This is a genomic window from Chryseobacterium aahli, from assembly GCF_022699665.1.
Taxonomy (GTDB): Bacteria; Bacteroidota; Bacteroidia; order Flavobacteriales; family Weeksellaceae; genus Chryseobacterium; species Chryseobacterium aahli.
In genome coordinates, this window is sequence record NZ_JALDNB010000008.1 from 30,477 (window position 1) to 55,201 (window position 24,725).

Genomic DNA, 24,725 nt, shown 5'->3' on the forward strand with positions numbered 1-24,725 from the left:
CTCCAGCTGATGCTGAGTTAGTAATTTCCGGTAGAAACTTTTTGGGTCTTATTAATGCTTCCATTCCATTTATAACCGGTGTTTTTGTTTCCTTTAAATATTTTAACTCCGTATCTGTCATAAATTCCTAAGATCAAATTAAAGCAGAATAATCAAGAACATCGTTTACTCTGTCGCCATTTGGTGCAATTACATTGATAATATTCGGAATTGTAACTTCTAATCTAATAGTTCTTAATTTAAATTTACAGATCAAAAAAAATGGCCGGAAATTACTCCGGCCAAATTAATTTTCACTTTATTTAGTTATCATAAGTGAAGATGGAAAGATATTTTTTGCCATTATCTTCTTTTACATCTATCCTTTTAACCATTACACTATAGATATTAGTATCAGGATTATCAAACACATAACCATCAATCATTACTTTTGTATCTTTAGGTACATTGCTTTGTTCATTAAGAGCTGCTAGTGACATGATATCCGGTGCCCCTACATTTTTCTTAAATTTAATTTCCGTCAAGCCATCTTCAGCCAAATAACTGAACTTTTGTAGATGTTGCGGTAGTTTTGTTGTAGCCTTAAAAAAAGTGGTACTTTCTATATCTTTTTTGTACGGCTCAAACATTTCAGTAGTTCCCACAGCACCATTGCAAATAGCAAATTTCACTTTACTGTTTTTTTGTCCAAATAGTATTGCTGACGAAAAAATTAAGAATGTATATAGAATTTTTTTCATAATATTTATTTTTTTCATAATTATTCTCTATTTTTCACTAGAATCCAGCCTGAGAATTTGATTGGAGTTTTGTTTTTACTTTCATTCCAGCTGATGCTGAACCAGTAATTTCCGGTAGAAACTTTTTTGGTTTTGTTGATGGTTCCATCCCATTTATAACCGGTGTCTTTGTTTCCTTCAAATATTTTAACTCCGTATCTGTCATAAATCCCTAATAACAAATTAGGTTTGTTTGCTAAGGCGGAATAATCAAGAACATCGTTTACTCCGTCACCGTTTGGTGTAATTACATTGACAATGTTCGGAACTGTAACGGTCACTTCTAACGGTTCGCAATTAAAGAAATCTCTTACATAAACCGTAATATCACCTCTTTTTATATCTGTGAAAACATTAGAATCCTGCCAGTTGATATTATCGATTGAGTATTTGTAAGGAGCAGTACCTCCTATTGCAAATACAGTGATGTCATTAGTAGTAACTTCAATATTCGAAATCACAGGTTGCTGAGTAGCATAAACCGTCACTGTTTGTTTTGTGAAACAATCTCCTTTTTTAAGGATTACTGAGTATGTTCCTACGGTAACGTCACTGATGATTTGAGTTGTTGCTCCTGTGCTCCATTGATAACCATCAAAATCAGGACCTGCATCTAATGTTGTTTTGTTTTCAATACAGATTTCTTTATCAACTAAAACGGTTGATTTTGTAGGCGGGATAACAACTAATGAAATTTCTGCCACTCTGTAACATCCGTTTGCATTGCTTACTCTTACATAGACAATACCATTTGGAGCAACATAATTGGCAGGATTTAGAATTTCATTGGTTTGGTTGTTAGCGTCTGTCAATGAAGGATAATATTTTTTTGTTGTTCCTGGCTGAGTGGTTACGCTTGCATTAGTTAAATTAAATAATCCTGTAGCAATATTTTCTTCAAGGTAGCAAGATCTCAATAGTGCATTATTCACCACTGGGCTCTCTGCTATTGTAAGGGTTAAAGTAATTTGTTCACAATCTACAAATTCAGGATCGTTTCCACAGAATTTGTATGTAATGGTGTCTGTTCCTGCAAAACCAAAGTTAGGAACATATCCTATCACTCCTGTAGTAGGATTGATGATTGCTGTACCATTTGTTGGAGGTGTAATAATCTGTACAGTACTCGGAACAAATGTTTGTGAAGATGAAGTAAAGGCTGGAGCGATATTAAGATAGCCTTCACAAACAGTTTTAGCAGCTGTAGTTTGCTGAAGACATGTAAATACCTTATAAACAGGAGTTGTTGCCGGAATACAAGATCCCACTGTAATTCTTACAGTATAATTTCCTGATTGTGTCGGGGTGAAAGAGTTGCTGTTTGCTCCCGGAATTGCGATGCCATTTCTGAACCATTGGTACGTATCATAACTGTCATCTACTTCCAAAACCAATCCTGGAATACAATCACCAATCTGCTTAGCAATAAGCGGAATTGATGAGAATCCAGCGAAATATCCTCCATATCCAGAAGTACTATGTCCTCCATTAATTCCGGCGGTGACCGCTTTATTAGATTGTATGGCTATATTGCCGCTGATAGGCTGTATTGCATAGGTTACCCAATTGGTATTTCCTGTCAATGGAAACGGACCCTGTGCAGCAGTGGGAGTTATTGGTGCTCCTCCATTAACGGTATAAGTAACTGTAGCACCCGCTTCAGTTAAAATATTAAGCTTTACAACAGTACCACTAGGTACAACACTAGCTCCTCCGGTACCAGTTGGCATTTCACCCACTTTACCAATCTCATCAATTTTTCTTGGTAAAAAGCAGTTTAAAGGGGGGATATAATTAAAACCACAGGTGGCAGTGTCATTATTTACCGAAACCAGTTGGTACAAATAAACATTTTTTGAAGTATTGATGTACATGTTAGGGTGTGTACCACCTTGAACTATATAACTACTTCCAGAAATCCTATACCATTGACCAGCATTTAAAGTCGCTGCAGGAGTGGTAGATCCATTCAAATATATTGCAGTATTGTTTTCTGTAGCAATCACAATTCCTCCTTCTAGTTCATTCGCAGTACTTGATCTTGTTCTTACCATCGCAAATTCATTCCCTAATCTATCAAGGGGAACAGACTGATCTAAAATTATATCAGTCCCAGAAGTAGTTGTATTGCCGAAATTTCCTGTCACATTTCCGTTTGTAAGGGTGATTGGCTTAGTAGCAACGATTTTTGCTCCCATGAATGGTGCCGCGGGACCTATACCACCTGCAAAAATAAAAGATTGTCCTTTATTTAAAGTAAAAGTATGTGTATTGGTTGGTGGTGTTGCTCCAAAGAAAGTTATCGGAGTAATTGCACTCCAAGTTGCAGTAACTGTTGTATTATCTTCGGTTGCTAAAACTCCTGCAGTAAAATTGTCACTGGTACGAGTCGTAACAGATGGAGTGTTCGCAACAAAAAATTCTTTACCAATACCAGCTTTACCTTTGCTGGTTACCACTTCAGCATGTTGAGTTGAGTTTACCAATCGAAGGGTACAGTAAAAAGGTTTATCTGCCTTAATATATAATCCTTTATTAATTACCGTAAAAGCTTCTCCCGTAATTGTAGCTGCTATATTATTTGCAGGGACTACAAAAATCTGAGGATTTCCTTTGCTAATTGTTACCGTTCCCAATGCAATGTTGTTGCTGTATACCGTTGCCACGAAAGGTGTTACAGAGTCAGTAGAAAGATAAAGTGACTGTGCTGTAACAGCTGTGGTTGCATAGTATGGTGCAATCCAATGCTCTGTATCTCTTTGAGCAGAAACATTGATGCCTAAAATCGTTAAAAGAAAAATAAGTAGAAATTGTTTCATAAGCGTAGAATTAGGATTTTTACAAAAATAATAGAATATTCAATATGTTTTGTAATTATTTTAAGATTTATTAATGATATATGAAAAAACCACGGTTAATAACCGCGGTTTTTTCTGTATTTTAGAATTATTCTCTATTTTTCACTAAAATCCACCCTGTGTATTTGATTGGTGTTTTTTGTGCGTTTGGCTCTATCCAGTTGATATGATACCAATAAGTTCCTGTGAGAATTCCTTTGCCTGCAAACTTACCATCCCATTTGTAATTGTTTGATCTGTCGCCGGTGAACAATTTATTACCGTATCGATCGTATATTACGAATGTAAGATCGCCTTTGTAGGCTAATTCGCTGTAATCTAAGAAATCATTTACGTTGTCTCCGTTTGGTGTGATTGCATTTACCAGATTAGGAACTGTAATCTCCACAGAAACAGGGTCGCAATTAGCGGCATCTTTCACAAAAAATCTATGCTGACCTCTTGAAAGATTGGTAAATACATTAGAATTTTGCCAATTCGCAGGCGTGTCAACTGCATACTGATAAGGGGCATTGCCTCCCTGAACATTTACAGTCGCTGTACTGTTCGATATTTCGATTGAAGTAATTACAGGTTCGCCTACCTTCTTAACACTTACAAATTGTTTTATAAAACAACCATTGTTTTCAAGAATTACCCAATACTCACCCACAGCAACACCTGGTAGAGTCTGTGTAGTCGCACCGGTATTCCATTTATAAGACGTAAACCCTGCTCCTGCATCTAATGTGATTCTCTCGTCAATACATATGAATTTGTCTACCAATGTAGTTGATCTCTTGGGAGGAGTTACTTTAAGATTAATTTTAGCGATCGCATAACATCCATTTGAGTTATAAACTCTGGCATATACAGATCCGTCACCAGAAATATACAGCGTAGGATTCAAAATTTCATTGGTTCCGTTACTTGCATCTACGAAAGTTGGATAATACTTTTTCGTAATCGGAGTTTCAATGCTTATTACAGCAGACGTTAAATCAAATAAACCTTTTGTTTCATTATTTGGAAGAAAACATACCGTCAGAGTAGCGTCGTTCACTACCGGGGTAGGGAAGAATTCTAATGTAATTTTTGCAGTTCCAAAACAACCTTCAGAAGTTGTTACAAATACATATACTGACCCTGCTCCTGAGAAATAATTTGTAGGATTACTGATCTGATTGGTATTTGCAGTTAAGTCTGCTAACGTAGGATAGAATTTTTTAGTCGTTGGCACTGCATTGTCTGTAACGTTTGCTGTAGTTAAATCAAAAAATCCGTTTCCTGAATACTGACAAGCTTTTAGCGTTCTGTCTGTCAATACGAATGGGACTAAATTTAAGTTTAAAGTAACTTGTTCGCAATCTACAAACTCAGGTGCATTACCACAGAATTTGTAAACAATGATATCTTGTGTTCCTGGAGGAGAACCTGGATTTGGAATATATGTAATGACACCTGTTGATGGGTTTATTGTAGCTGTTCCCTGTGTTGGTTGTGTAATAATAGTAACAGAACCTGCTGTTGGAGCTTGTGTAGAGTTGGTAAAGGCTGGGGTGATTGCTTTGCTGCCACAGATGTATAAAGATTTAGTTGTCTGTTGCAGACAAGTGAATACCTTATAAATAGGTGTAGTTAAGGGTACGCAACTTCCAACTCCTACAATTACAGTATAATTACCTGCTATTGTCGGAGTGTATGTGTTAGATGTTGCACCAGGTATTGCTACACCATTTAGATTCCATTGATATGTTTCAAAGCTATCATCAACTTCCAAGATAATTCCTGGAATGCAGTCTCCTGTTTGTTTTGCAATAACCGGGATAGAAGAAAATCCTGCGAAGTAGCCTCCATATCCATAAACTCCACTTCCTCCAATAACACCAGCTGTAACGGCTTTGGTAGACTGAACGGTTACATTTCCAGTAACAGCAGGAATAGTGTATGATACCCAATTAGTTGTCCCTGTAACAGGAAATGGTCCTTGTGAAGTAGGAACTGGGTTGCTGTTTACAAGAACAGTAGCTCCGGTTTCAGTTAATATATTTAATTTCACATCAGGAGCAATTCCTGGCATTTCATTGATTTTACCAATTTCATCAATTTTTCTAGGTAAAAAACAGTTCAATGGGGGTACATAATTATATCCGAGAGTTGCACTGCTTGTAGCAACACCGGCAAGTAATTGATATACATAAACATTTTTGTTCGCTTTTATAAACATGTTGTAGTGACCACTTGCCAGCTGATTGATCCACATGTCGTCATTGATTCGATAATGCTGTCCTTCATTAATAGTAGCAGCAGGCGTTGCAGAGCCATTAATAAAAATTTGTGTGTTATTTTCTGTTGCAATAATTACTGCACCTTCCATTCCTTTTCCTATGTTTCCATTTCCTTTTACCAAAACGAATTCATCTCCAAGTCTGTTCACCGGAACTGATTGATCCATTACAATATCTGATCCATCAAAAGATCCAAGTGCAAACTGTCCATTCATATTACCGTTGGTAACTGAAACTGGTTTATCAGAAATAATTTTAGCTCCGATAAAGCCGGTATTATTTGCAGAGATATTTCCAACTCCTTCAATAATATAAGATTGTCCTTTATTTAGGGTAAATGTTAATGTTGCGGGTGTTGGTGTAGGTCCGCTAGAAAAAATTACTGTTGGGCTGTAACCAGAAACGGTTACGGTAGTATTATCTTCAGTAGCCATAATGCCAGTTGTGAAATTATACAAACTGCTACTCTCTGTGATAGGCGCATAGGCTGCATAGAATTTTGTTCCTATACCTGCTTTTCCTTTTGAAGTAATGATTTCTGCATGGCTTGTTACTGAAAATCTTAGGGTAACATAGTACGGCTTAATACCTTTCATGTATAAGCCCTTAGGTGTGGAAGTGAAACAATCCGCAGATGATGTCGTAATAATCAGTGACCTGTTTGTAATTGCAAACGTTTGAGGACTTCCTTTACTTATAGTGACAGTTCCAATTACAACATTGTTATTATAAATCTCAACGGGAAATGGCGTTACAGAGTCTGTGGAGAAGTATAATACTTGTTGACCACTTGATGAATATCTATCCATCATTGGTGCAATCCAATGCTCTGTGTCTCTCTGTGCAGATAGAGAGCTGAATGTCATCAAAAGTAAAACTAAACTGAGTAGAAATCTTTTCATAAGATATGGAATTAGGATTTCTACAAAATTAATATATTATTTAATATATTGTTAATAAATGCTAAAGAAAATATAAAAATTATTCTCGATTCTTAATTAATAACCATCCAGAATGCGAAACTGGTAATTTTGTGTCGGGTTCTATCCATTTCAAAATGTACCAATAAGTCCCTGTTGACAGAGGTCTTCCACCAGATTTTCCGTCCCAGATATAATTTTTATCTGAAGATTTATAAACCGGTGCACCATATCTGTCTACCACTTCAATGCTTACATTTTGTTTTAATCTAAGCTCAGAATAGTTCAAAACATCATTATGGCCATCTCCATTTGGTGTTATTGTATTTACAAGATTGAGAATGATAAACTCTTTGGTTATGGGCTGACATCCGTTTGCACCCAAAACATACACCTTGTAAGTTCCTCTCGTCAAACCGTAAAAAATGTTTGAAGATTGATAATCAATTCCATTTAGTGAATATTGATAAGGGGAAACTCCGCCAGATACATTAACTGTGGCATTAGATCCGGTTACTTGTATGCTTGTGATGGTGGGTGATTGTGCAGTAGTCACATTTACAGTTTGTCTATAAATACAACCGTTAAATGTTAAATCAACAAAATAAGTACCTACACCTGCAGTGATAAAGGAGGTTGTCTCGCCCGTACTCCATAAATAAGATGTAAAGCCATCTCCAGCGTTTAAAATTGCTTTTCGGTCTGAGCATATGATCTGATCTTTTAGTGTTTCAGATTTTTTTCCGGATTTTAATGTGATGGTGATTGTTCCTGTGTTTGGACAGGCATTAGCAGTTGTGAATCTGATATAATAAGTTCCGACTCCTGTGATTGTTTGTTGAGCTGCAACGCCATTTGTTCCCGCTTGGGCATTAGCTAATGTCGAATGGAATGTCAAACTCACTGAGGGATCTGTTGTGAATTGATTTTTAAAATCATTAAGGTTCATATTTTCAGAACCATTAAGGTCATTGTCGCAAATCTGTGTATTTACGGTGTTTGTCAGTAAAGTTATTCTGTTGCCAATTGAAAAATTCATTTGTCCGAAAGCCGAAGAACAGTCGTTTGTTCCATCAACTCTTACATAGACTGTAGCGCTGGTTGTGTATGTCCAGTTTAAAGGTAATGTATTGTTATTTCCTGCGGTTGCGTCAGTTTGATTTAAATAATATCTTACTGTGAAACTACCAGAATTTATTACAATTTGTGGAGTAATATTTGCAAAATTAACATTAATAATTCCATCAAAATTATCATCGCAAAGTGCTGCATTATAATTTCCTGTATTGACATTTGGAAGTGGGTTCGATACCAATGAAATCTGAGCTGTTTTCGTACAACCGAATGGTGAAGTGATTTTCACATATACTACAGAAGTTCCAGAATTATAAGCTGAAGGCGTAGTAATAAGTGTGGTCAAAGCAGCATTAGAATAGTATAGAAGTGTAGCGCCTGCTGTAGAAGATACGTTTGCTGTTGTAAGGTTGAAAGTTGTAGTGCCTGTATTATTTGCGCAACCACTGAGTGTTGCATTAGTAGATGTTATAATATCTAAACTTAATGTGATTTTTGCAATATTTGGGCAAGAATTTGGTTTTTGAAATCTTATATAAAGTATTTTTGTAGGGGCAATAGTTTGTAAAACATTTACGGCATTTGCGCCATTTTGTGCATCTGCTAATGTATTGTGGTACGTAACTGATACCGTATTATCTGTGGTGAAATTATTTTTATAAACATCTAAATTTACCGTTTCCGTTCCGTCAGAATTATCATCACAAATCAAGGTCGTGTAATCTGTTGTTAGCAATGGAAGTTTATTTCCTATTGTAAAATTTATTTGTCCAAAAACCGGCGGACAGCCATTTGTAGATTCTACTCTAATATAAACGGTTGTATTCGCTGAATATGTCCAGTTTGTAGGTAATGTATTGTTGTTTCCTGCAGTAGCGTCAGCTTGATTTAAATAATATTTTACAGTGAAATTTGCTGAGTTGGATACAATTTGAGGCGTTACCGTTGTAAAGTTTACATTAATAATTCCATCAAAATTATCATCACAAAGATTTGCATTGTAATTGGCTGTGTTGATATTTGCAGCAGGATTTACCGTCAAAGTGATTTGTGCAACTTTTGAACATCCATTTGCTGAAGTTACATTGGCATACACAATACCAGAATTAGAAATATATGCTGAAGGATTTCCAATGATTGTAGTTAATAAAGCATCTGTATAATAAGTTACGGTTGTTCCGGCATCTGGTGTCACAACTGCTGTTGTTAAATTAAATATTCCGGAATTTCCATTGGCGCTACAAGTTGTTAAGGTCACATTGTTAGCCTGAAGAACGTCAATGTTGATGATCACTTTAAAATATTCAAAACTCGCAGGATTTCCATTTCCTTGAATATAATAGGTGAATGTATCAGTTGTGTCAAGTGTTAATCCTAGATTTGGTGTGTAAGTGATTTGCCCGGTTGTAGGATTTACAACAGCCGTTCCTGATGTAGGAGGCGCAATGATTGCAGTTTGATTCGGTACAATCACTTGCGTAGAATTAGTAAAAGCAGGAGTAATTACTTTGGTGTTACAAGATCCGATATTATAAGTCGTTGTAGATATTGGAGGACAAAGTGTGTAATCGTATTCGGATGTCAATTTTGTTTCGCAGTTGTTTTTACTAACCATACAAGTGTAGACTCCGGTACCATATAATTCAGGATTTATAGAAAAAGTAGTAGCACCCGGGATGATGCTCCCATTCAGATACCATTGGTAGCTGTCATAATTGTTGTCAACCTGAAGCAGTACCCCAAGGTAGCAGTCTCCAGTTTTTGTAATGGCGGGTACAGATGAAAATCCTGCAAAATAACCTCCGTATCCCACAGCATTGTCTCCGGCAGCAATTCCTGCAGTTAAAGCTTTGGTAGAATTCACGGTGATATTTCCTGTCACATTAGGAATCGAGTAGGTGACCCAATTTGGGTTTCCCATCACAGGATAAGGTCCGTTTGCTGTGTTGATATTGTTACCGTTGAAAGTAACAGCAGCACCGGTTTGGGTGATGATATTTAATTTTGTACTAAATGAATCTGATCCAATTTTATTAATAAAACCTATTTCTTCAATTTTATTAGGCATAAAGCAGCTTAATGGCGGGATAAAATTCATACCTCCTGTTGCATAGACGGTATTTCCCGATGCGCCAGCAAGCAATTGGTATACGTAAACATTGTTATTCGAAGAAATACTCATATTAAAGTTATTATTCCCCTGATGAACATAATATGTGCCTTGCACAAGATAATAATCTCCTTCATTCAAGGTAACATTGGCAAGAAGATTTCCGTTGACTGTAAGTTTGGTGTTGTTTGCCGTTGCGATAACCAATGCTGCTTCCATTCCTGAATTGGAAGGGCCATTTCCTTTTACCATGACAAAATCTTTACCCAATCTTTCGACAGGGACAGCCTGATCCATTAAAACATCTACGTTGCTGTTATTCTGAGTGGTATAAATACTGTTAAAATTTCCGTTGGTTACAGAAATAGGCTTGCTGGCGACAATTTTCGCTCCTACCAAACCGGATAAATTATTCGTAGAAAGATCACTTTGAGCTTCTATAATATATGATTTACCCTTATTTAGGGTGAAAGTTCTTGTTGGAGCTGAAATTCCGTCAGAAAAAACAACATTAGGATTGTAGCCGGATAAAGTAACGGTTGTATTGTCTTCTGTTGCAGTAACTCCAATCGTGGAATTGACATAAGGTTTCGCCGTAGTGTTGGGAGCCATACCCACAAAAAAGTTTTTGCCGATACCTGCTAATCCTTTTGAAGTAATAATTTCTGCTTGGTTAGGAACAGAAAACCTAAAGTTGGCGAAGAATTTTTTGCTTCCTTTCACACTCAGTCCCATCGAGTTTGAAACAAAAAGATTTGAGGGTGCTGATGAAATCATGAAATTATTAGGAATCGTCAATTGTACAGGATTATTTTTACTTACCTGTACAGTTGTAAAAAGGGTATTGTTATTAAATACCTGAACTGAAAACGGGGTCGTTTGATCAGTAGATAAATATAAATAACCTTTTGCGGTTCCCTGCAATGAACTGGCAGACATAGGTGCAAACCAATGCTCAGTATCCAATTGCGCATTTACCAATAGAGAGAGAAATATACAAAGACTTAATAAAAATTTTTTCATGCCGATTCTTAAAGGGCGACAAATTTAATTATTAATAATCAAAATATTACGTATTTTTTTAACATATTTTTGTGAAAACAGGATAGTGTTGAATATTTAAAATAAACTTCATAATTAATTAATATCCATAATTTGGTTTGCATAAAAAATCCCGGTAAAAAAATTTCACCGGGATTATATATTTGTTTGGAAAGATTGATTAAGCTAAGCTTACTCTTACAAATCCTGTAACTTTCAAGTCAGCGTTTACAGATTTTACGTAATCAGCAACAGAAATAGAACTGTCTTTGATGAAATCTTGGTGTACCAAAGTGTTGTCTTTGTAGAATCTCTGCATTTTACCTTTCAAGATATTTTCGATAATGTTTGCAGGCTTACCTTCTTCTGTAAGTTTGTGTCTTTCGATTTCCAATTCTTTATCGATTGTTTCTTGAGAAACTTTAGTTTCGTCAAGAGCGATAGGGTTCATTGCAGCAGCTTGCATAGAAACAGCTTTAGCAGCTTCGTCAGCACCGTCTACTTTTGCAGAAAGTGAAGTGATTGCAGCGATTTTGTTTCCAGCGTGGATGTAAGCTCCCAAGAAAGATCCTGTAATTCTTTCGAATGCACCGATCTCGATTTTCTCACCGATAACTCCAGTTTGCTCGATTAATTTCTCAGCAACAGTCATTCCGTGGAAATCTGTAGCCAATAATTCTTCTTTAGTAGCAGCGAAAATAGCCATTTCAGCGATTTCGTAAGCTAGCTCGATAAATGCTTCGTTTTTAGCAACAAAGTCAGTCTCACAGTTTAAAGAGATAACAGTACCTAAAGTGTTATCTTCGTTTACTCTAGCGATCACTGCACCTTCAGAAGAATCTCTGTCAGCTCTGTTAGCAGCAACTTTTTGTCCTTTTTTTCTAAGGATATCTACTGCTTTTTCGAAGTCTCCTTCTGCTTCAACTAAAGCTTTCTTGCAGTCCATCATACCTGCACCTGTTTGGTTTCTCAATTTTGCTACGTCTGCAGCAGCTGGTGAATAAGACATAATATTTATTATTTTTTTATTTAAAATTATGATTAACTTTAATAGTTTATTATAAAGATGTGCAAAGATAATGATTTTAATGATAAACTAAAAAATGACTTTTCACGTTATAGTATTATTTAATAAATTTTTAAAGGTTTTTACTCAATGAGAAAATTATTTCTGATCTTATTCCTCTCCATATTCTGTCTTGGCTTCTCTCAAAAGAAGAAAAAAGGCAAAGCAAAAGTAGTCGCCGAGAAAGAAACGGTCATTATTTATACAGAAACAGAAGCTGAAACTTCTAACGAACCCAGAATTATCGCAGGTTTTCTAAAACAAAATCCCGGTCATGCAAGGACTGATTTTTTTAAGAAAAGATTGATTACCATCATCATGGCTGACAATTCACCGGAAGCAAAACCTACCATAAAACCAATCAGTAAAGATAAAATTGAAAATATTGTAAACAATAGTGAACTTAATAAAGGGAAAAATTTAGGTTCAAATGTGAAAAACACTTCTACACCAGAAAGAAATGTGACCTATGCAAGTGTAGGAGGTGCAAGTAAAAAAGCAGAACCAAGCGATAAAGCGAAAAAAACGGCATCAATGCTGACTCATCTTTTTAATAATGATCCGAGTGATAAAGAAGCTTACATCAATATCAAAAACAGATCAAACTGCAGACTGATTGTAAAAATAAGCGGAAAAAAATATTACAATCTCGACGTTCCCGCAAAAGGGCAGAACTTCGTATTGATTGAAAAAGGAGATTATGTTTTGACAACAATGGTCTGCGATGCCAAATATTCTTCACTGAAAAAGATTACAAAAGATATTGAGATACAGCTGGATGTTGCTGATTAGTATTCATTTTAAATCAAAATAAAAAAGGTAGCTTAGAAATTCTAAGCTACCTTTTTTATTTTTATCCTTTAAATTGCCCCATTGCAATAAATTTATCTTGTCTTTGGGTTTCCAGTTCTTTGCCTGTGAATTTTGAGAACGCTTTGATGTTTTGCAAAATCGAAGTCTTTAAATTCAAGTAAGTAGTTTCAGGATCGTAATGAGCTCCTCCAAGAGGTTCTTCAATGATTCCATCGATGAATTTTTCTCTTAAAGCATCTTTTGGAGTCAGATTCAATGCATTTGCTGCATCTTCTTTGTGATCCCAGTTTCTCCATAAGATTGAAGAACAGCTTTCCGGTGCAATTACGGTGTACCAAGTGTTTTCCAACATGTAAACTTTGTTACCAACACCAATTCCTAAAGCTCCGCCGCTTGCTCCTTCGCCGATAATGTAAGTGAAAATAGGAGTTTTAAGCATCGTCATTTCAAAAATATTTCTTGCAATAGCTTCACCCTGACCTCTTTCTTCAGCTTCTAATCCAGGATAAGCTCCCGGTGTATCCACTAAAGTGATCACAGGGATTTTGAACTTTTCAGCTAATTTCATTAGTCTTAAAGCTTTTCTGTATCCTTCAGGATTCGGCATTCCGAATCTTCTGTGTTGCCTTTCTTTGGTGGTTCTCCCTTTTTGAGTACCGATGATCATCACTCTTTGACCGTCTAAAGTCGCCAAACCTCCGATCATCGCAGGATCATCTGCAAAGTTTCTGTCACCGTGAAGTTCTAAGAAACTTCCTTTGTCTACCATACCTTTGATATAGTCGATTGTATAAGGGCGATCCGGATGACGCGATAACTGTACTCTCTGCCAAGGCGTAAGATTTCCATAGATCTGTTTTTTGGTATCTATAATCTTATCCTCGATCTGACTGCATGCTAATTTTACATCAACACCACTTTCTTCTCCTACCAATGAACAGGTTTGATACTGATCCATCAGTTCTTTTATAGGAAGTTCGAAACTTAAATATTCCATTCTTGAAGTAAATTAAATCTTTCAAATGTATGAAAAATTATGAAATTTTATTTAAAATTATTTATAGCATTGCTTATTCTGGCGATACTTTCTTCTTTACCAACGAGTTCCACGATATCCGGAACGTCTGGGCCTTTTAATTCTCCGACCAAAGCTAAACGTAGCGGCATCATTACTTTTCCCATTCCTACACCTTTGTTTTCTGCAAAATCGTGTAAGTTTTGCTTAATATTTTCTGAAGTGAATGCTTCGACTTCGCTCAGCATGACAGAGAATTCAGTCAAAAGATTTGACGTTTCGTCGTTCCAAGCTTTCTTAGATGCTTTTTCGTCGTAAGACGTTGGAGCTTCAAAAAAGAATTTTCCGTTTTCGTAAATGTCTTTCGGGAACGTTGCTCTTTCTTTCATCAGATTGATGATTTTCAATAGCTTTTCGTCTCCGATATTTAAATTTAAATCTGAATTTTTAAGTATTTCTAATAATTCCTCATCTGATTTTAATTGAATATATTGATGATTAAACCATTCAGCTTTTTCTTTATTGAATCTTGCTCCGGCCTTGTGAACTTTATTTAAGTCAAATTCTTTTACCATTTCATCCAAAGACAAAATTTCTTTATCATCAGCAGGTGACCAACCTAAAAGTGCCACCATATTGATAAAAGCTTCAGGAAGATAACCTTCTTCACGGTATCCTTTAGAAATATTTCCGGTTTCGGCATCTTTAAAATTTAAAGGAAATACAGGAAATCCGAATTTATCGCCGTCTCTTTTGCTTAATTTTCCTTTACCTTCAGGTTTTAAAATCAAAGAAAGGTGGGCGAATTCCGGAGCTTCCCAACCCATTGCTTCATATAATAAAATATGCAATCCTAAAGATGGTAGCCATTCTTCACCACGGATGACGTGTGTAATTTCCATTTCGTGATCATCGATGATGTTGGCGAAATGATATGTTGGCATTCCGTCGTTTTTTACTAAAACTTTATCATCTAAAGTATTGGTATTCACTGCTGTGTTTCCACGGATAATATCTACTAAGCCAAGCGTTCTGTCAATCGGCATTTTGAATCTTACCACGTAAGGCGTCTTTTCGTCCAGCAATTTTTTAACTTCCTCTTCAGAAAGTGCAAGGCTGTTTTTTAAGCGGTTTCTTGAAACATTATTGTAAGAGAAAACATCACCTTTAGCTTCAAATTCAGCACGGATGGTATCCAATTCTTCAGCAGTGTCAAAAGCGATGTAAGCGTAATCTGTTTTTAAGATTTGCTCGGTGTATCTGTCATAGATATCTCTTCTTTCGGATTGTCTGTAAGGAGCAAATTTTCCGCCTTTTTTAGGGCTTTCGTCGGGGATGATTCCGCACCATTCAAGAGCTTCCTCGATATAATCTTCTGCACCTTCTACATATCTTGCAGTATCGGTGTCTTCTATTCTCAATACAAATTCTCCGCCCTGATTTTTAGCAAAAAGATAATCATACAACGCAGTTCTTACACCTCCCAAATGCAACGGTCCCGTAGGGCTTGGTGCAAAACGGACTCTTACTTTCCCCATTTTTAAATAAAATTTTGGTGCAAATTTACGAAAAATGGATAGATTAGCGTATTTTTGATTCATATTATATATCATGACAAGGGTTACAAAAAAAAATAAATTATCCTTTTATATTCAGGGGTTTACAAGGGGGCTACTTCCCGTAAAGTCATTAGAAAAGAAAGTCAGTAAACTGTACAGTGTACTTTCTAAAGAAGAAGTGAATAATGTTGAAAGAAGAGTAGATTATTATAATAAAATACATTCCCAAACAGAGGTTGCCCATCAAGGTACATGCATTAAAGATTTGCTTAAGCCCAAAACTCCCAAAGCATATTATTTTGACACCTATGAATATGCAAGATATTTTCCTGAAAATCATTTGATTGATTTTGCATTTGGTGACGTCAATACCATTTTGAATCTTCCGATGATTACAAAAAGCCGTCCCATTAACGGAAATAACGAAAATAATATCTTATTGAATTTAGATAAAGCCAGACATTTTGTTTCTGTAAATGATTCTTTAAACTATTCTCAGAAAAAAGATAAAATGATTGGCAGGGCAGCAGTTTTCCAAGAGCACAGAATTAAATTTTATGAAAATTACTACAACAGTACATTGTGTGATCTTGGGCAAGTAAATAAAAACGGAGGTAATCCTGATTGGATAAAACCAAAAATCAGTATTGCAGAACATCTTAAAAATAAATTTATACTGAGTCTTGAGGGTAATGATGTAGCCACAAATTTGAAATGGATCATGTCTTCAAATTCTATCGCTGTATCCCCACCATTAAAGATGGAAACCTGGTATATGGAAGGCACTTTGAAACCGGACGAGCATTTTATAGGAATCAATGAAGATTATAAAAATCTCGAAGAAAAGCTGCAATATTATATTGATCATGAAGCTGAAGCCAAAGACATTATAAACAATGCTAAAGAATACAGAGCTCAGTTTAACAACAAAAATGTGGAAAATTTAATTTCGATTTTGGTTTTACAAAAGTATTTTAATTACATTCGCTAAAAAAATCATGCTATGTTGGAAATAGGGGAAAGACCTTGGGGTAAATATTACGTTTTGGCAGACGAGCCACACTATAAATTAAAGAGAATTGAAGTGAATCCCGGCCAAAAACTATCTTATCAATATCATCATAAAAGACAAGAACAATGGACGGTCATTGAAGGTGATGCAACGGTAGTTTTAGATGAAAAAGAAATAAAATTGGGTTACGGCGAAAGCATTTTCATTCCATTGGGCTCTAAACATAGAATGATGAACCTTTCTGATCAACCTGTCGTGTTCATTGAAGTACAGACAGGAACTTATTTTGGTGAAGATGACATTGTAAGAATTGAAGATATATATGACAGAGAGTAAAATTGCATTTTACACTTTTTAGAATAACAAAAATCTAATCATGATTTTTCAAAATAAAAAAACATAATTCGAATGTGAATTATGTTTTTTTATGGGTGAATTTATATTGAGCCATAAATTTCCTGATATTTTTTTTTCTTAAAAAATTTATAGATCAATTTTTTATACCAAACATTATAGTATTTTCTCTTGTACTTATTTCTTTCACTGACGATATTGGTGAGAGAATTAAAGTCTAATCCGTTTTTCTCATACAAAGCATAATGCTTTTGATAGATAATAAATTTGTAATCGGCAACTACAAAATGATTGTTTGCCCATGTATTGGTCAATGAATTTTTTTGGTTTCTGATTCTGTAATTAAAAAGAAATTCCTCTATTCGGGCAACTTTATTTCCTTTTTCAATAATAGACATCCACAAATCCCAATCTTCAAAAAACGTGAGGCGTTCATCAAAACCTCCGGACTTTATAAAATCTTCTTTATAAAATAGAGTGGAAATCGGGATGCAATTACAAAGCAGAAAATTATTTAAATTAAATTCAGGCAGATACCATTCTCCGGTTTTTTCTTCAAAATAATTTCCTTTTGTGTAGCACAATCTTACTTCTGGTTGGTTTTTTAAAATATTGAGTGTTTTTTCTACAAAAGTTGGCTCTATCGTATCATCACAATCTAAAAACAGAATATATTTTCCGGATGCCAATTCTACACCTTTGTTTCTGGCAACAGAAGGTCCTTGATTTTGTTGTAAATGAAGTTTAAGCGATGGGTATTTGTCTTTCTGGAGCTCTTCTAAAAAAGTATGTGGTGAACCATCATTCACAACAATAACTTCTATATTTTTATACGATTGATTATATACGCTTACAAGGCATTCTTCAATATAGTCCTGCCCGTTATAATATGGGATAATGATTGAAACCAATTCACTCATAATTTGGTTAATTTGTTTGTTAAGCCATCAAAAATACCTTTTACGACATTACGTGAAAAAGATAAGTTATCTTTAAATTTTCCTTTTGATGAAAATAGTTTTTTTCTTGCAAAAATCATTCTTTCTCTAAGAACAAAAAATAAGTTCCCGGAATATTTTTTAGTCAGCCATATTCTGTTTCTCGTCATATAATATTCATAAACTTTACCTCTTGAGCTGTCAGATTGATATGCGTGCACGTCGGTGTCAATGGCTATTTTCCATTTAGATTTATTTTTTATTCTGTAGCACCATTCAGATTCTTCATAATACATAAATAATTCTTCTATCATAAAACCAAGCTCCTCCAAAACCTCTTTTCTAAACATCATGCAGCTTCCGTTCACGTAATCAATGTTATAATTGAGTCCTTCAATTTTAACTTCATCAATATTTTTATTAAAGTGAACGTGATTTCCTTCAAAACCTTTTTTAGGAAACAGAAGTCCTCCATCTGAGAAAATTTTTGAAGGTTCTTCGGCATACAATAATCTTGGACCGACAACGCCCAAATCAGGATTGTCTTCTAAGGTTTTGTATAAATCATCTATGTCTTTAGTTTTAATATGAATGTCAGGATTAAGCAATAAAAGTGTTGTTTTCCCTAAACTTATTGCTTTTTTGAGACCCCAATTATTAGCGTGAGCATATCCCAAATTGCTGCCCATTTGATGGAAAAATACATCTTTTTCATCACAAAATTCAGATAAAGCATTACCGTCATCAGAATTATTATCCAAAATGATTAATCCATCCTTAATTTTGGCATCATTACTGAATTCGATAATCTGTCTTGTTACGTCACTATAAGAATTATAGTTTAAAATTATAATTGCTAAATCTTTCATATATCGCTGCAAATATCCATATTTGTAGACCTAAAAGTAAAGAAAATTAAAATAAATTTCATGAAAAAGAAAGTATTGTATTTTATGCCAGATAACCCAATGTCTGGAAACGCAGGAAATACGACAAGACTTAATCAGTTGCTTTCTTATTTTAATACATTCGAGAATACAGATATTACTTTTGTTTCTTTAAAAGACTGGGGGCTGTGGGAAGATTCTGAAAAAGATCTTTTTGCTCAGAAATATCCACATATTAAGCTGATTCTTTTAGATAAAAAGTATAAAAAAAGTTTTTTTAAATATTTCTTTCTATATAAACTTCCCTATTTTTTTAAACAAAATCCGGTGGATATGACAAGCTGGATTTTGAGAAAAGAATTTGCAGAGATTGCAAATAAAGATCAATATGACCACATCATTGTTAGTTATGCAACATGGGGTAAAGTAATTGATGATGTGAAAATCAAAACAAATTTCATCGTAGATACGCATGATTTTATAACAGCTCAAAATCGGAAGAAAATCAAAAAAATTGGAAAAATATTTCAGGGCGAAATGGATATTCTTAGAAAATTTGACGAAATATGGACCTATTCTGTAGAAGAAGAATATATTTTCGGACAGTTTACCAATAAAAAAGTGAAATATCTTCCTATTCCTTTTCCGCAAAAAGATTTGCTGCCTCTGAAATCTACTTACAAATATGATGTAGTGTATGTGGCAAGTAACAATCCTCATAATACAACGAGTATTCACTGGTTTTTAGATCATGTTTTATCATTTATAAAACCGGATATTCAAATTCATATCATTGGAAAAATAGGGAAAGAAATTAAAAAAGAATATCCTAACGTGAAAATCTATGGCATGGTAAATGATTTAAACGAATTCTATGATCATGCAAGAATTACAATTTGTCCTATGTTAAGCGGTACCGGTGTCAAAATAAAAGTTTTAGAATCACTGTCGAATAATCTGCCTGTTGTTACCAATACAAGAGGTGTAGATGGTCTTTCACAAAAAAATGATAATGGATGTTTGGTTACAGAAGATGCCGAAAAATTTGCTGAATACATAAATCTTTTAATTTCAAATGATGAATTTTATGATAAGCAGAGACATAAAGCACATGAGTTTATCAAGAATGATCACAATATAGAAAAAGAAATTTCTTTCTTTAAAAACAAATTTTCATAATTATTTTCCGTTATACAGATATGGCAAAGATTTTAATTGACCTTGAGCGTCTTAGGTATCCCAATTCCGGAATCGCAAATGTTTTCAAAAATCTTACTAAAGGTTTACAGAAAAATAATACAGAATTTGAAATATCTTATTTTGGTAACCGAGAGCAACTAAGTGCTTACGAACCTTGTTTAAGATCTATCTTCTGGAATAAGACTCATAAGTTTTTTGAACGTTTCAGTGGGCAATTTGATTTGATTCATGTAAGTCATCAGCTGTCGTCTTATTTTCATAGAAACTATAAGGATGCGCTTAAAATAGTCACTCTGCATGACCTGAATTTCCTGCATGAAAATCTAAGCGATTCTAAAAGGAGAAAAATGCTGGGTAAGGTGAGAAGCAACTTAAAAAATGCCGATTATGTAGTTTGCATTTCCGAATACGCCAAACAAGATTTACTTAAAAACAAAAATCTTTTTAACTTTAATAAGCTTAAGGATGTTGTGGTTATTCACAATGGTATTCAGCTTCCGGAAGATAAAAAATATGATTTAGGAAAATATCAGGATTTTCAAACAAAAAAATATATTCTGAATATTGGTGTTTTATTTGATAAAAAAAATCAATTAAGCCTTATCGAAATGCTTCCTTACATTGAAGAAGATTTGGTTTTAATTGCTTCAGATGAAAAACTACCTTATGCTGATGTTGTAAGAAAAAGAATTAAAGATTTAAATCTATCTAATAGAGTTCACTTTCTTAAAAATATTTCTGAGGAAGAAAAATATGCTCTTATACAAAACTGCGAGGCAATGTGTCATCCATCTATTGCAGAAGGTTTCGGGATTCCGCCAATTGAGGCAATGGCGTTTGGTAAGCCTGTTTTCCTTTCAAAATATACAAGTCTACCCGAGATAGGCGGGGATGCCGCATTTTACTTTGATAATTTTGATGCTCATTCCATGGCTCATCTTTTCAATGAGAAAATGAATTTTTATCATCAAAATAAAGAACAAATAAGTTTGGAAATAAAAAATTGGACAAAACAATATAGCTATACTGTTATGTCCAATAATTATCTTGATTTTTATAAGAAAATTCTAAGTGAAAATTCTTAATATTCTAAAACTGTTTTTTCAATAATTTTCACACAATCCAACAATTGCTCTTCTGTAATCACCAATGGTGGAGCTAGTCTTATAATGTTTCCGTGGGTTGGTTTCGCCAATAATCCGTTTTCTTTTAATTTTAAACAAAGATTCCAAGCAGTTGAACTCTCTGGTGTATCGTTGATTAAAATGGCATTTAGTAATCCTTTTCCTCTTACTTTGGTAATTAGATCGGATTTCTCAATCACTTTTTCAATTTCAGATCTGAATAATTGACCCAGCTCTTCCGCTCTTTCTGAAAGTTTCTCGTCCTCTACAACATCTAAAGCGGCAATGGCAACTGCGCAAGCGATGGGGTTTCCTCCGAAAGTTGAACCGTGCTGTCCCGGTTTGATAACATTCATGATTTCATCATTCGCCAAAACAGCAGAAACAGGATACATTCCTCCCGAAAGGGCTTTTCCTAAAATTAAAATATCGGGTTGTACATTTTCGTGATGACAAGCAATTAAACGACCTGTTCTTGCAATTCCGGTTTGAACTTCATCTGCAATGAAAAGAACGTTGTGCTTTTTACATAGTTCAGAAGCATCTTTCAAGAAGTTTTCGTCCGGAACGTAAACTCCAGCTTCCCCTTGAATTGGCTCCACTAAAAATGCTGCAATATTTGATGCATCATTTTTCAGAACTTCTTCTAAAGCTGCAAGGTCATTGTACGGAATTTTTACGAATCCCGGTGTGAAAGGACCGTAGTTTTTATTTGCATCAGGATCATTTGAGAAAGAAACGATTGTAGTTGTTCTTCCGTGGAAATTATTTTCACAAACAACAATTTTTGCTGCATTTTCAGCAATTCCTTTTACTTCATAGCTCCATTTTCTGGCTAATTTCACTGCCGTTTCCACCGCTTCAGCTCCGGAATTCATCGGTAAAACTTTATCAAAACCGAATAGGGTAGTGATTTTTTTCTCGTATTCTCCTAAACTTGAATTGTAAAATGCTCTTGACGTTAACGCTAATTTCTTAGCCTGATCAACTAAAGCTTTCACGATTTTCGGATGTGAATGTCCTTGGTTTACAGCTGAATAAGCTGAAAGGAAATCGTAATATTTTTTACCTTCAACGTCCCAAACAAATACGCCTTCACCTTTATCTAAAACCACAGGAAGCGGATGGTAGTTGTGTGCGCCATGTTTTTCTTCGAGCTCGATGAAGTATTGTGAGTTTTTTGTTTGTTCTGCTGTTGACATATATTTGATTTTGTACAAAATTAAGGATAATAAACCAGATGGCTCAACAGAATAATGATGCTGAGTATTGGATGTATTCAAGTATGTTTTGATGATATGAAATAATCTATCAGAAAATATTAGCCAAAGTCATTATGAGATGTAGTTTTTATATCTTTTGGAATATTGAATTTAAATATAGAATAAAAAAACCGTCTCAAAATTGAGACGGTTTAAATTTATATCAAATAATCTTAGTGATTATCATATTTCTTATCCATTACAAAACTCTCCATGAATTTTGTCGTGTAGTTTCCGGAAAGATAAGCTTCGTCTTCCATCAACTGTCTGTGGAAAGGAATAGTTGTTTTCACGCCTTCAATATAGAATTCTTCCAAAGCACGTTTCATTTTTGCAATTGCTTCTTCACGGGTTTGTGCTGTCGTGATTAGTTTTGCAATCATTGAATCGTAGTTAGACGGAATGGTGTAACCTGAATAAACGTGAGTGTCAACTCTGATTCCGTGTCCACCAGGAATGTTTAATCCTGTGATTTTTCCTGGAGATGGTCTGAAATCAGCGTAAGGATCTTCCGCATTGATTCTGCATTCGATTGAATGCAACTTAGGATAGTGGTTGATTCCTGAAATAGGAGTTCCCGCTGCCAAAAGAATTTGCTCTCTGATTAAGTCATAATCAATAACCTGCTCAGTAATTGGGTGCTCTACCTGAATTCTTGTATTCATTTCCATGAAATAGAAATTTCTGTGCTTGTCAACAAGGAATTCGATGGTTCCTACACCTTCATAACCGATGAATTCTGCTGCTTTCACTGCTGCTTCACCCATTTTCTCACGAAGCTCGTCAGTCATGAATGGAGAAGGAGTTTCTTCAGTTAATTTCTGGTTTCTTCTCTGTACAGAACAGTCTCTTTCAGAAAGGTGACAAGCTTTACCAAATTGGTCACCTGCAACCTGAATCTCGATATGTCTTGGCTCTTCAATCAGTTTTTCCATGTACATACCTCCGTTTCCGAATGCAGCCACAGCTTCCTGAATTGCAGATTCCCAGTGTTCTTTAAGGTCTTCAGCTTTCCAAACAGCTCTCATTCCTTTACCACCACCACCGGCAGTAGCTTTAATCATGACAGGATAACCTGTTTCTTCAGCAGTTTTTACGGCGTGCTCATAAGATTCAATTAAACCTTCAGAACCTGGTACACAAGGTACATTTGCCGCTTTCATGGTTGCTTTAGCATTTGCTTTGTCTCCCATTCTCTCGATTTGCTCGGGACTGGCACCAATAAATTTGATACCGTTTTTCTGACAGATTCTTGAGAAATTAGAATTTTCTGATAAGAAACCATATCCCGGATGAATTGCATCTGCATTGGTAATCTCAGCAGCAGCAATAATGTTAGGGATTTTTAGGTAAGAGTCTTTACTCATTGCTGGACCAATACAAACTGCCTCGTCAGCAAATCTTACGTGAAGACTGTCTTTGTCGGCAGTAGAGTATACCGCAACGGTTTTGATTCCCATTTCTTTACAAGTACGTAAAATACGCATTGCAATTTCGCCACGATTGGCAATTAATATTTTTTTGAACATCTTTTTCAATTTGAAAATTAGATAATTTGAAAATTAGATAATGTTATTTTAATGTAGAATTTAATCTAACATCTAATGTCTAACATCTAACTTCTACTTAAGATGGATCTACTAAGAATAATGGTTGATCATATTCTACTGGTGTAGCGTCGTCAACTAAAATTTTAACGATTTTACCGCTTACTTCAGACTCGATTTGGTTGAATAACTTCATTGCTTCGATTACACAAACTACTTTTCCGTTTGATACTTCATCACCTACATTTACAAAAACGTCTTTATCTGGAGATGGTTTTCTGTAGAAAGTTCCGATCATTGGAGATTTAATTGTTACATATTTACTATCGTCAGATACTGCTTCAGCTTTTTCTGCAGATCCGGAAACAGCAGCTGGTGCATGACCTGGAGCTACTTGTTGGGGAGCCTGCTGATACATTTGTGGCTGCGCAACATAGCTTACTTCATTTCCTCCAAGTGGTGTTTTAATAGTAATTTCGAAATCTTTAGTCTTGTATTTTACTTCTGAAACTTCAGCTTTAGATACAAACTTGATAAGATTCTGTATGTCTTTAATGTCCATAAAATTGATATTTGATTTGTCGTCAAAGATACCAAAAAAACACAAAAAGCAACAAAAAACCACTCATTTTTATTAAAATTGAGTGGTTTTTGTATTAAATAGGGCTTTTTAAGGTAAAAAGCTCTTAGTTTTCTTCTGTAGTGGTTTCTACTGTTTTTTCCAATACTACTTTTCCTCTGTAGTATAATTTTCCTTCATGCCAGTGTGCTCTGTGGTATAAATGCATTTCTCCTGTAGTTGCATCTTTTGCCAATTGAGGAACTACTGCTTTGTAATGAGTTCTTCTCTTATCTCTTCTTGTAGACGACTGTCTTCTCTTTGGATGTGCCATTTTGTA

Annotated in this window: 19 protein-coding genes; 5 read left to right on the forward strand and 14 right to left on the reverse strand. The window is 35.0% G+C overall.

Annotated features, from left to right (window positions below; genetic code table 11):
• Positions 1-17: 17 nt before the first annotated feature.
• The 6 genes from MQX03_RS20590 to tsf form a co-directional block, all read right to left on the reverse strand.
• The gene (locus MQX03_RS20590) at positions 18-137 is read right to left on the reverse strand and encodes a hypothetical protein (RefSeq protein WP_394801750.1); all 120 of its coding nucleotides are present in this window, start codon (positions 135-137) and stop codon (positions 18-20) included.
• A gap of 165 nt (positions 138-302) precedes the next feature.
• Positions 303-758, reverse strand: coding sequence for a hypothetical protein (locus MQX03_RS13135; protein ID WP_242803626.1), 456 nt, complete (start codon positions 756-758; stop codon positions 303-305).
• A 2-nt stretch (positions 759-760) separates the two neighbouring features.
• On the reverse strand, positions 761-3,598 hold the full coding sequence (locus MQX03_RS13140; protein WP_242803627.1) for a T9SS type B sorting domain-containing protein: 2,838 nt from the start codon (positions 3,596-3,598) through the stop codon (positions 761-763).
• Between the two features lie 127 nt (positions 3,599-3,725).
• Positions 3,726-6,806: a T9SS type B sorting domain-containing protein gene (locus MQX03_RS13145; protein ID WP_242803629.1), complete on the reverse strand. Its 3,081-nt coding sequence runs from the start codon at positions 6,804-6,806 to the stop codon at positions 3,726-3,728.
• Between the two features lie 79 nt (positions 6,807-6,885).
• Positions 6,886-11,031 carry a T9SS type B sorting domain-containing protein gene (locus tag MQX03_RS13150; protein WP_242803631.1) on the reverse strand — a complete coding sequence of 1,382 codons (4,146 nt, stop codon included), beginning with the start codon at positions 11,029-11,031 and terminating at the stop codon, positions 6,886-6,888.
• A gap of 199 nt (positions 11,032-11,230) precedes the next feature.
• Positions 11,231-12,058 carry a translation elongation factor Ts gene (gene tsf, locus MQX03_RS13155; RefSeq protein ID WP_242803633.1) on the reverse strand — a complete coding sequence of 276 codons (828 nt, stop codon included), beginning with the start codon at positions 12,056-12,058 and terminating at the stop codon, positions 11,231-11,233.
• A 147-nt stretch (positions 12,059-12,205) separates the two neighbouring features.
• Between tsf and MQX03_RS13160 the strand changes: the two genes are divergently transcribed.
• Positions 12,206-12,907 (forward strand): DUF6759 domain-containing protein, encoded by a 702-nt coding sequence (locus tag MQX03_RS13160; RefSeq protein WP_242803635.1) that lies wholly within the window; start codon positions 12,206-12,208, stop codon positions 12,905-12,907.
• A gap of 61 nt (positions 12,908-12,968) precedes the next feature.
• On the opposite strand, the gene MQX03_RS13165 is transcribed toward MQX03_RS13160, so the two are convergent.
• Positions 12,969-13,925 (reverse strand): acetyl-CoA carboxylase carboxyltransferase subunit alpha, encoded by a 957-nt coding sequence (locus MQX03_RS13165; protein WP_242803636.1) that lies wholly within the window; start codon positions 13,923-13,925, stop codon positions 12,969-12,971.
• 47 nt (positions 13,926-13,972) lie between these two features.
• A complete protein-coding gene (gene gltX, locus MQX03_RS13170) occupies positions 13,973-15,481 on the reverse strand; it encodes a glutamate--tRNA ligase (RefSeq protein WP_242803637.1) in 1,509 nt (502 codons plus the stop codon).
• A gap of 73 nt (positions 15,482-15,554) precedes the next feature.
• Here gltX and MQX03_RS13175 point away from each other — a divergent pair, with 73 nt between their 5' ends.
• Together MQX03_RS13175 and MQX03_RS13180 are read left to right on the forward strand one after the other, a co-directional pair.
• Positions 15,555-16,493 (forward strand): glycosyl transferase family 90, encoded by a 939-nt coding sequence (locus tag MQX03_RS13175; RefSeq protein ID WP_242803638.1) that lies wholly within the window; start codon positions 15,555-15,557, stop codon positions 16,491-16,493.
• 15 nt (positions 16,494-16,508) lie between these two features.
• A complete protein-coding gene (locus MQX03_RS13180) occupies positions 16,509-16,850 on the forward strand; it encodes a phosphomannose isomerase type II C-terminal cupin domain (protein ID WP_185145195.1) in 342 nt (113 codons plus the stop codon).
• A 101-nt stretch (positions 16,851-16,951) separates the two neighbouring features.
• Here MQX03_RS13180 and MQX03_RS13185 read toward each other — a convergent pair whose 3' ends face one another.
• Together MQX03_RS13185 and MQX03_RS13190 are read right to left on the reverse strand one after the other, a co-directional pair.
• Positions 16,952-17,788 carry a glycosyltransferase family 2 protein gene (locus MQX03_RS13185; RefSeq protein WP_242803639.1) on the reverse strand — a complete coding sequence of 279 codons (837 nt, stop codon included), beginning with the start codon at positions 17,786-17,788 and terminating at the stop codon, positions 16,952-16,954.
• Positions 17,785-18,675, reverse strand: coding sequence for a glycosyltransferase (locus MQX03_RS13190; RefSeq protein ID WP_242803640.1), 891 nt, complete (start codon positions 18,673-18,675; stop codon positions 17,785-17,787). Before MQX03_RS13190 ends, MQX03_RS13185 begins: the two co-directional genes overlap by 4 nt.
• Positions 18,676-18,735: 60 nt before the next feature.
• Between MQX03_RS13190 and MQX03_RS13195 the strand changes: the two genes are divergently transcribed.
• Both MQX03_RS13195 and MQX03_RS13200 read left to right on the forward strand, forming a co-directional pair.
• On the forward strand, positions 18,736-19,872 hold the full coding sequence (locus MQX03_RS13195; RefSeq protein ID WP_242803641.1) for a glycosyltransferase: 1,137 nt from the start codon (positions 18,736-18,738) through the stop codon (positions 19,870-19,872).
• Positions 19,873-19,892: 20 nt separating this feature from the next.
• The gene (locus tag MQX03_RS13200) at positions 19,893-20,978 is read left to right on the forward strand and encodes a glycosyltransferase family 4 protein (RefSeq protein WP_242803643.1); all 1,086 of its coding nucleotides are present in this window, start codon (positions 19,893-19,895) and stop codon (positions 20,976-20,978) included.
• Here MQX03_RS13200 and rocD read toward each other — a convergent pair.
• The 4 genes from rocD to rpmF all read right to left on the reverse strand — a co-directional run bounded on the left by rocD (position 20,975) and on the right by rpmF (position 24,719).
• Complete coding sequence (rocD, locus tag MQX03_RS13205) at positions 20,975-22,219, reverse strand: ornithine--oxo-acid transaminase (protein ID WP_242803645.1); 1,245 nt, start codon at positions 22,217-22,219, stop codon at positions 20,975-20,977. The two genes, MQX03_RS13200 and rocD, sit on opposite strands and share 4 nt — an antisense overlap.
• Before the next feature lie 233 nt (positions 22,220-22,452).
• Positions 22,453-23,808 carry an acetyl-CoA carboxylase biotin carboxylase subunit gene (accC, locus tag MQX03_RS13210; RefSeq protein WP_242803647.1) on the reverse strand — a complete coding sequence of 452 codons (1,356 nt, stop codon included), beginning with the start codon at positions 23,806-23,808 and terminating at the stop codon, positions 22,453-22,455.
• Between the two features lie 97 nt (positions 23,809-23,905).
• Positions 23,906-24,388 carry an acetyl-CoA carboxylase biotin carboxyl carrier protein gene (gene accB, locus MQX03_RS13215; protein WP_242803649.1) on the reverse strand — a complete coding sequence of 161 codons (483 nt, stop codon included), beginning with the start codon at positions 24,386-24,388 and terminating at the stop codon, positions 23,906-23,908.
• Between the two features lie 124 nt (positions 24,389-24,512).
• A complete protein-coding gene (rpmF, locus tag MQX03_RS13220; protein ID WP_047445089.1) occupies positions 24,513-24,719 on the reverse strand; it encodes a 50S ribosomal protein L32 in 207 nt (68 codons plus the stop codon).
• Positions 24,720-24,725: the final 6 nt, after the last annotated feature.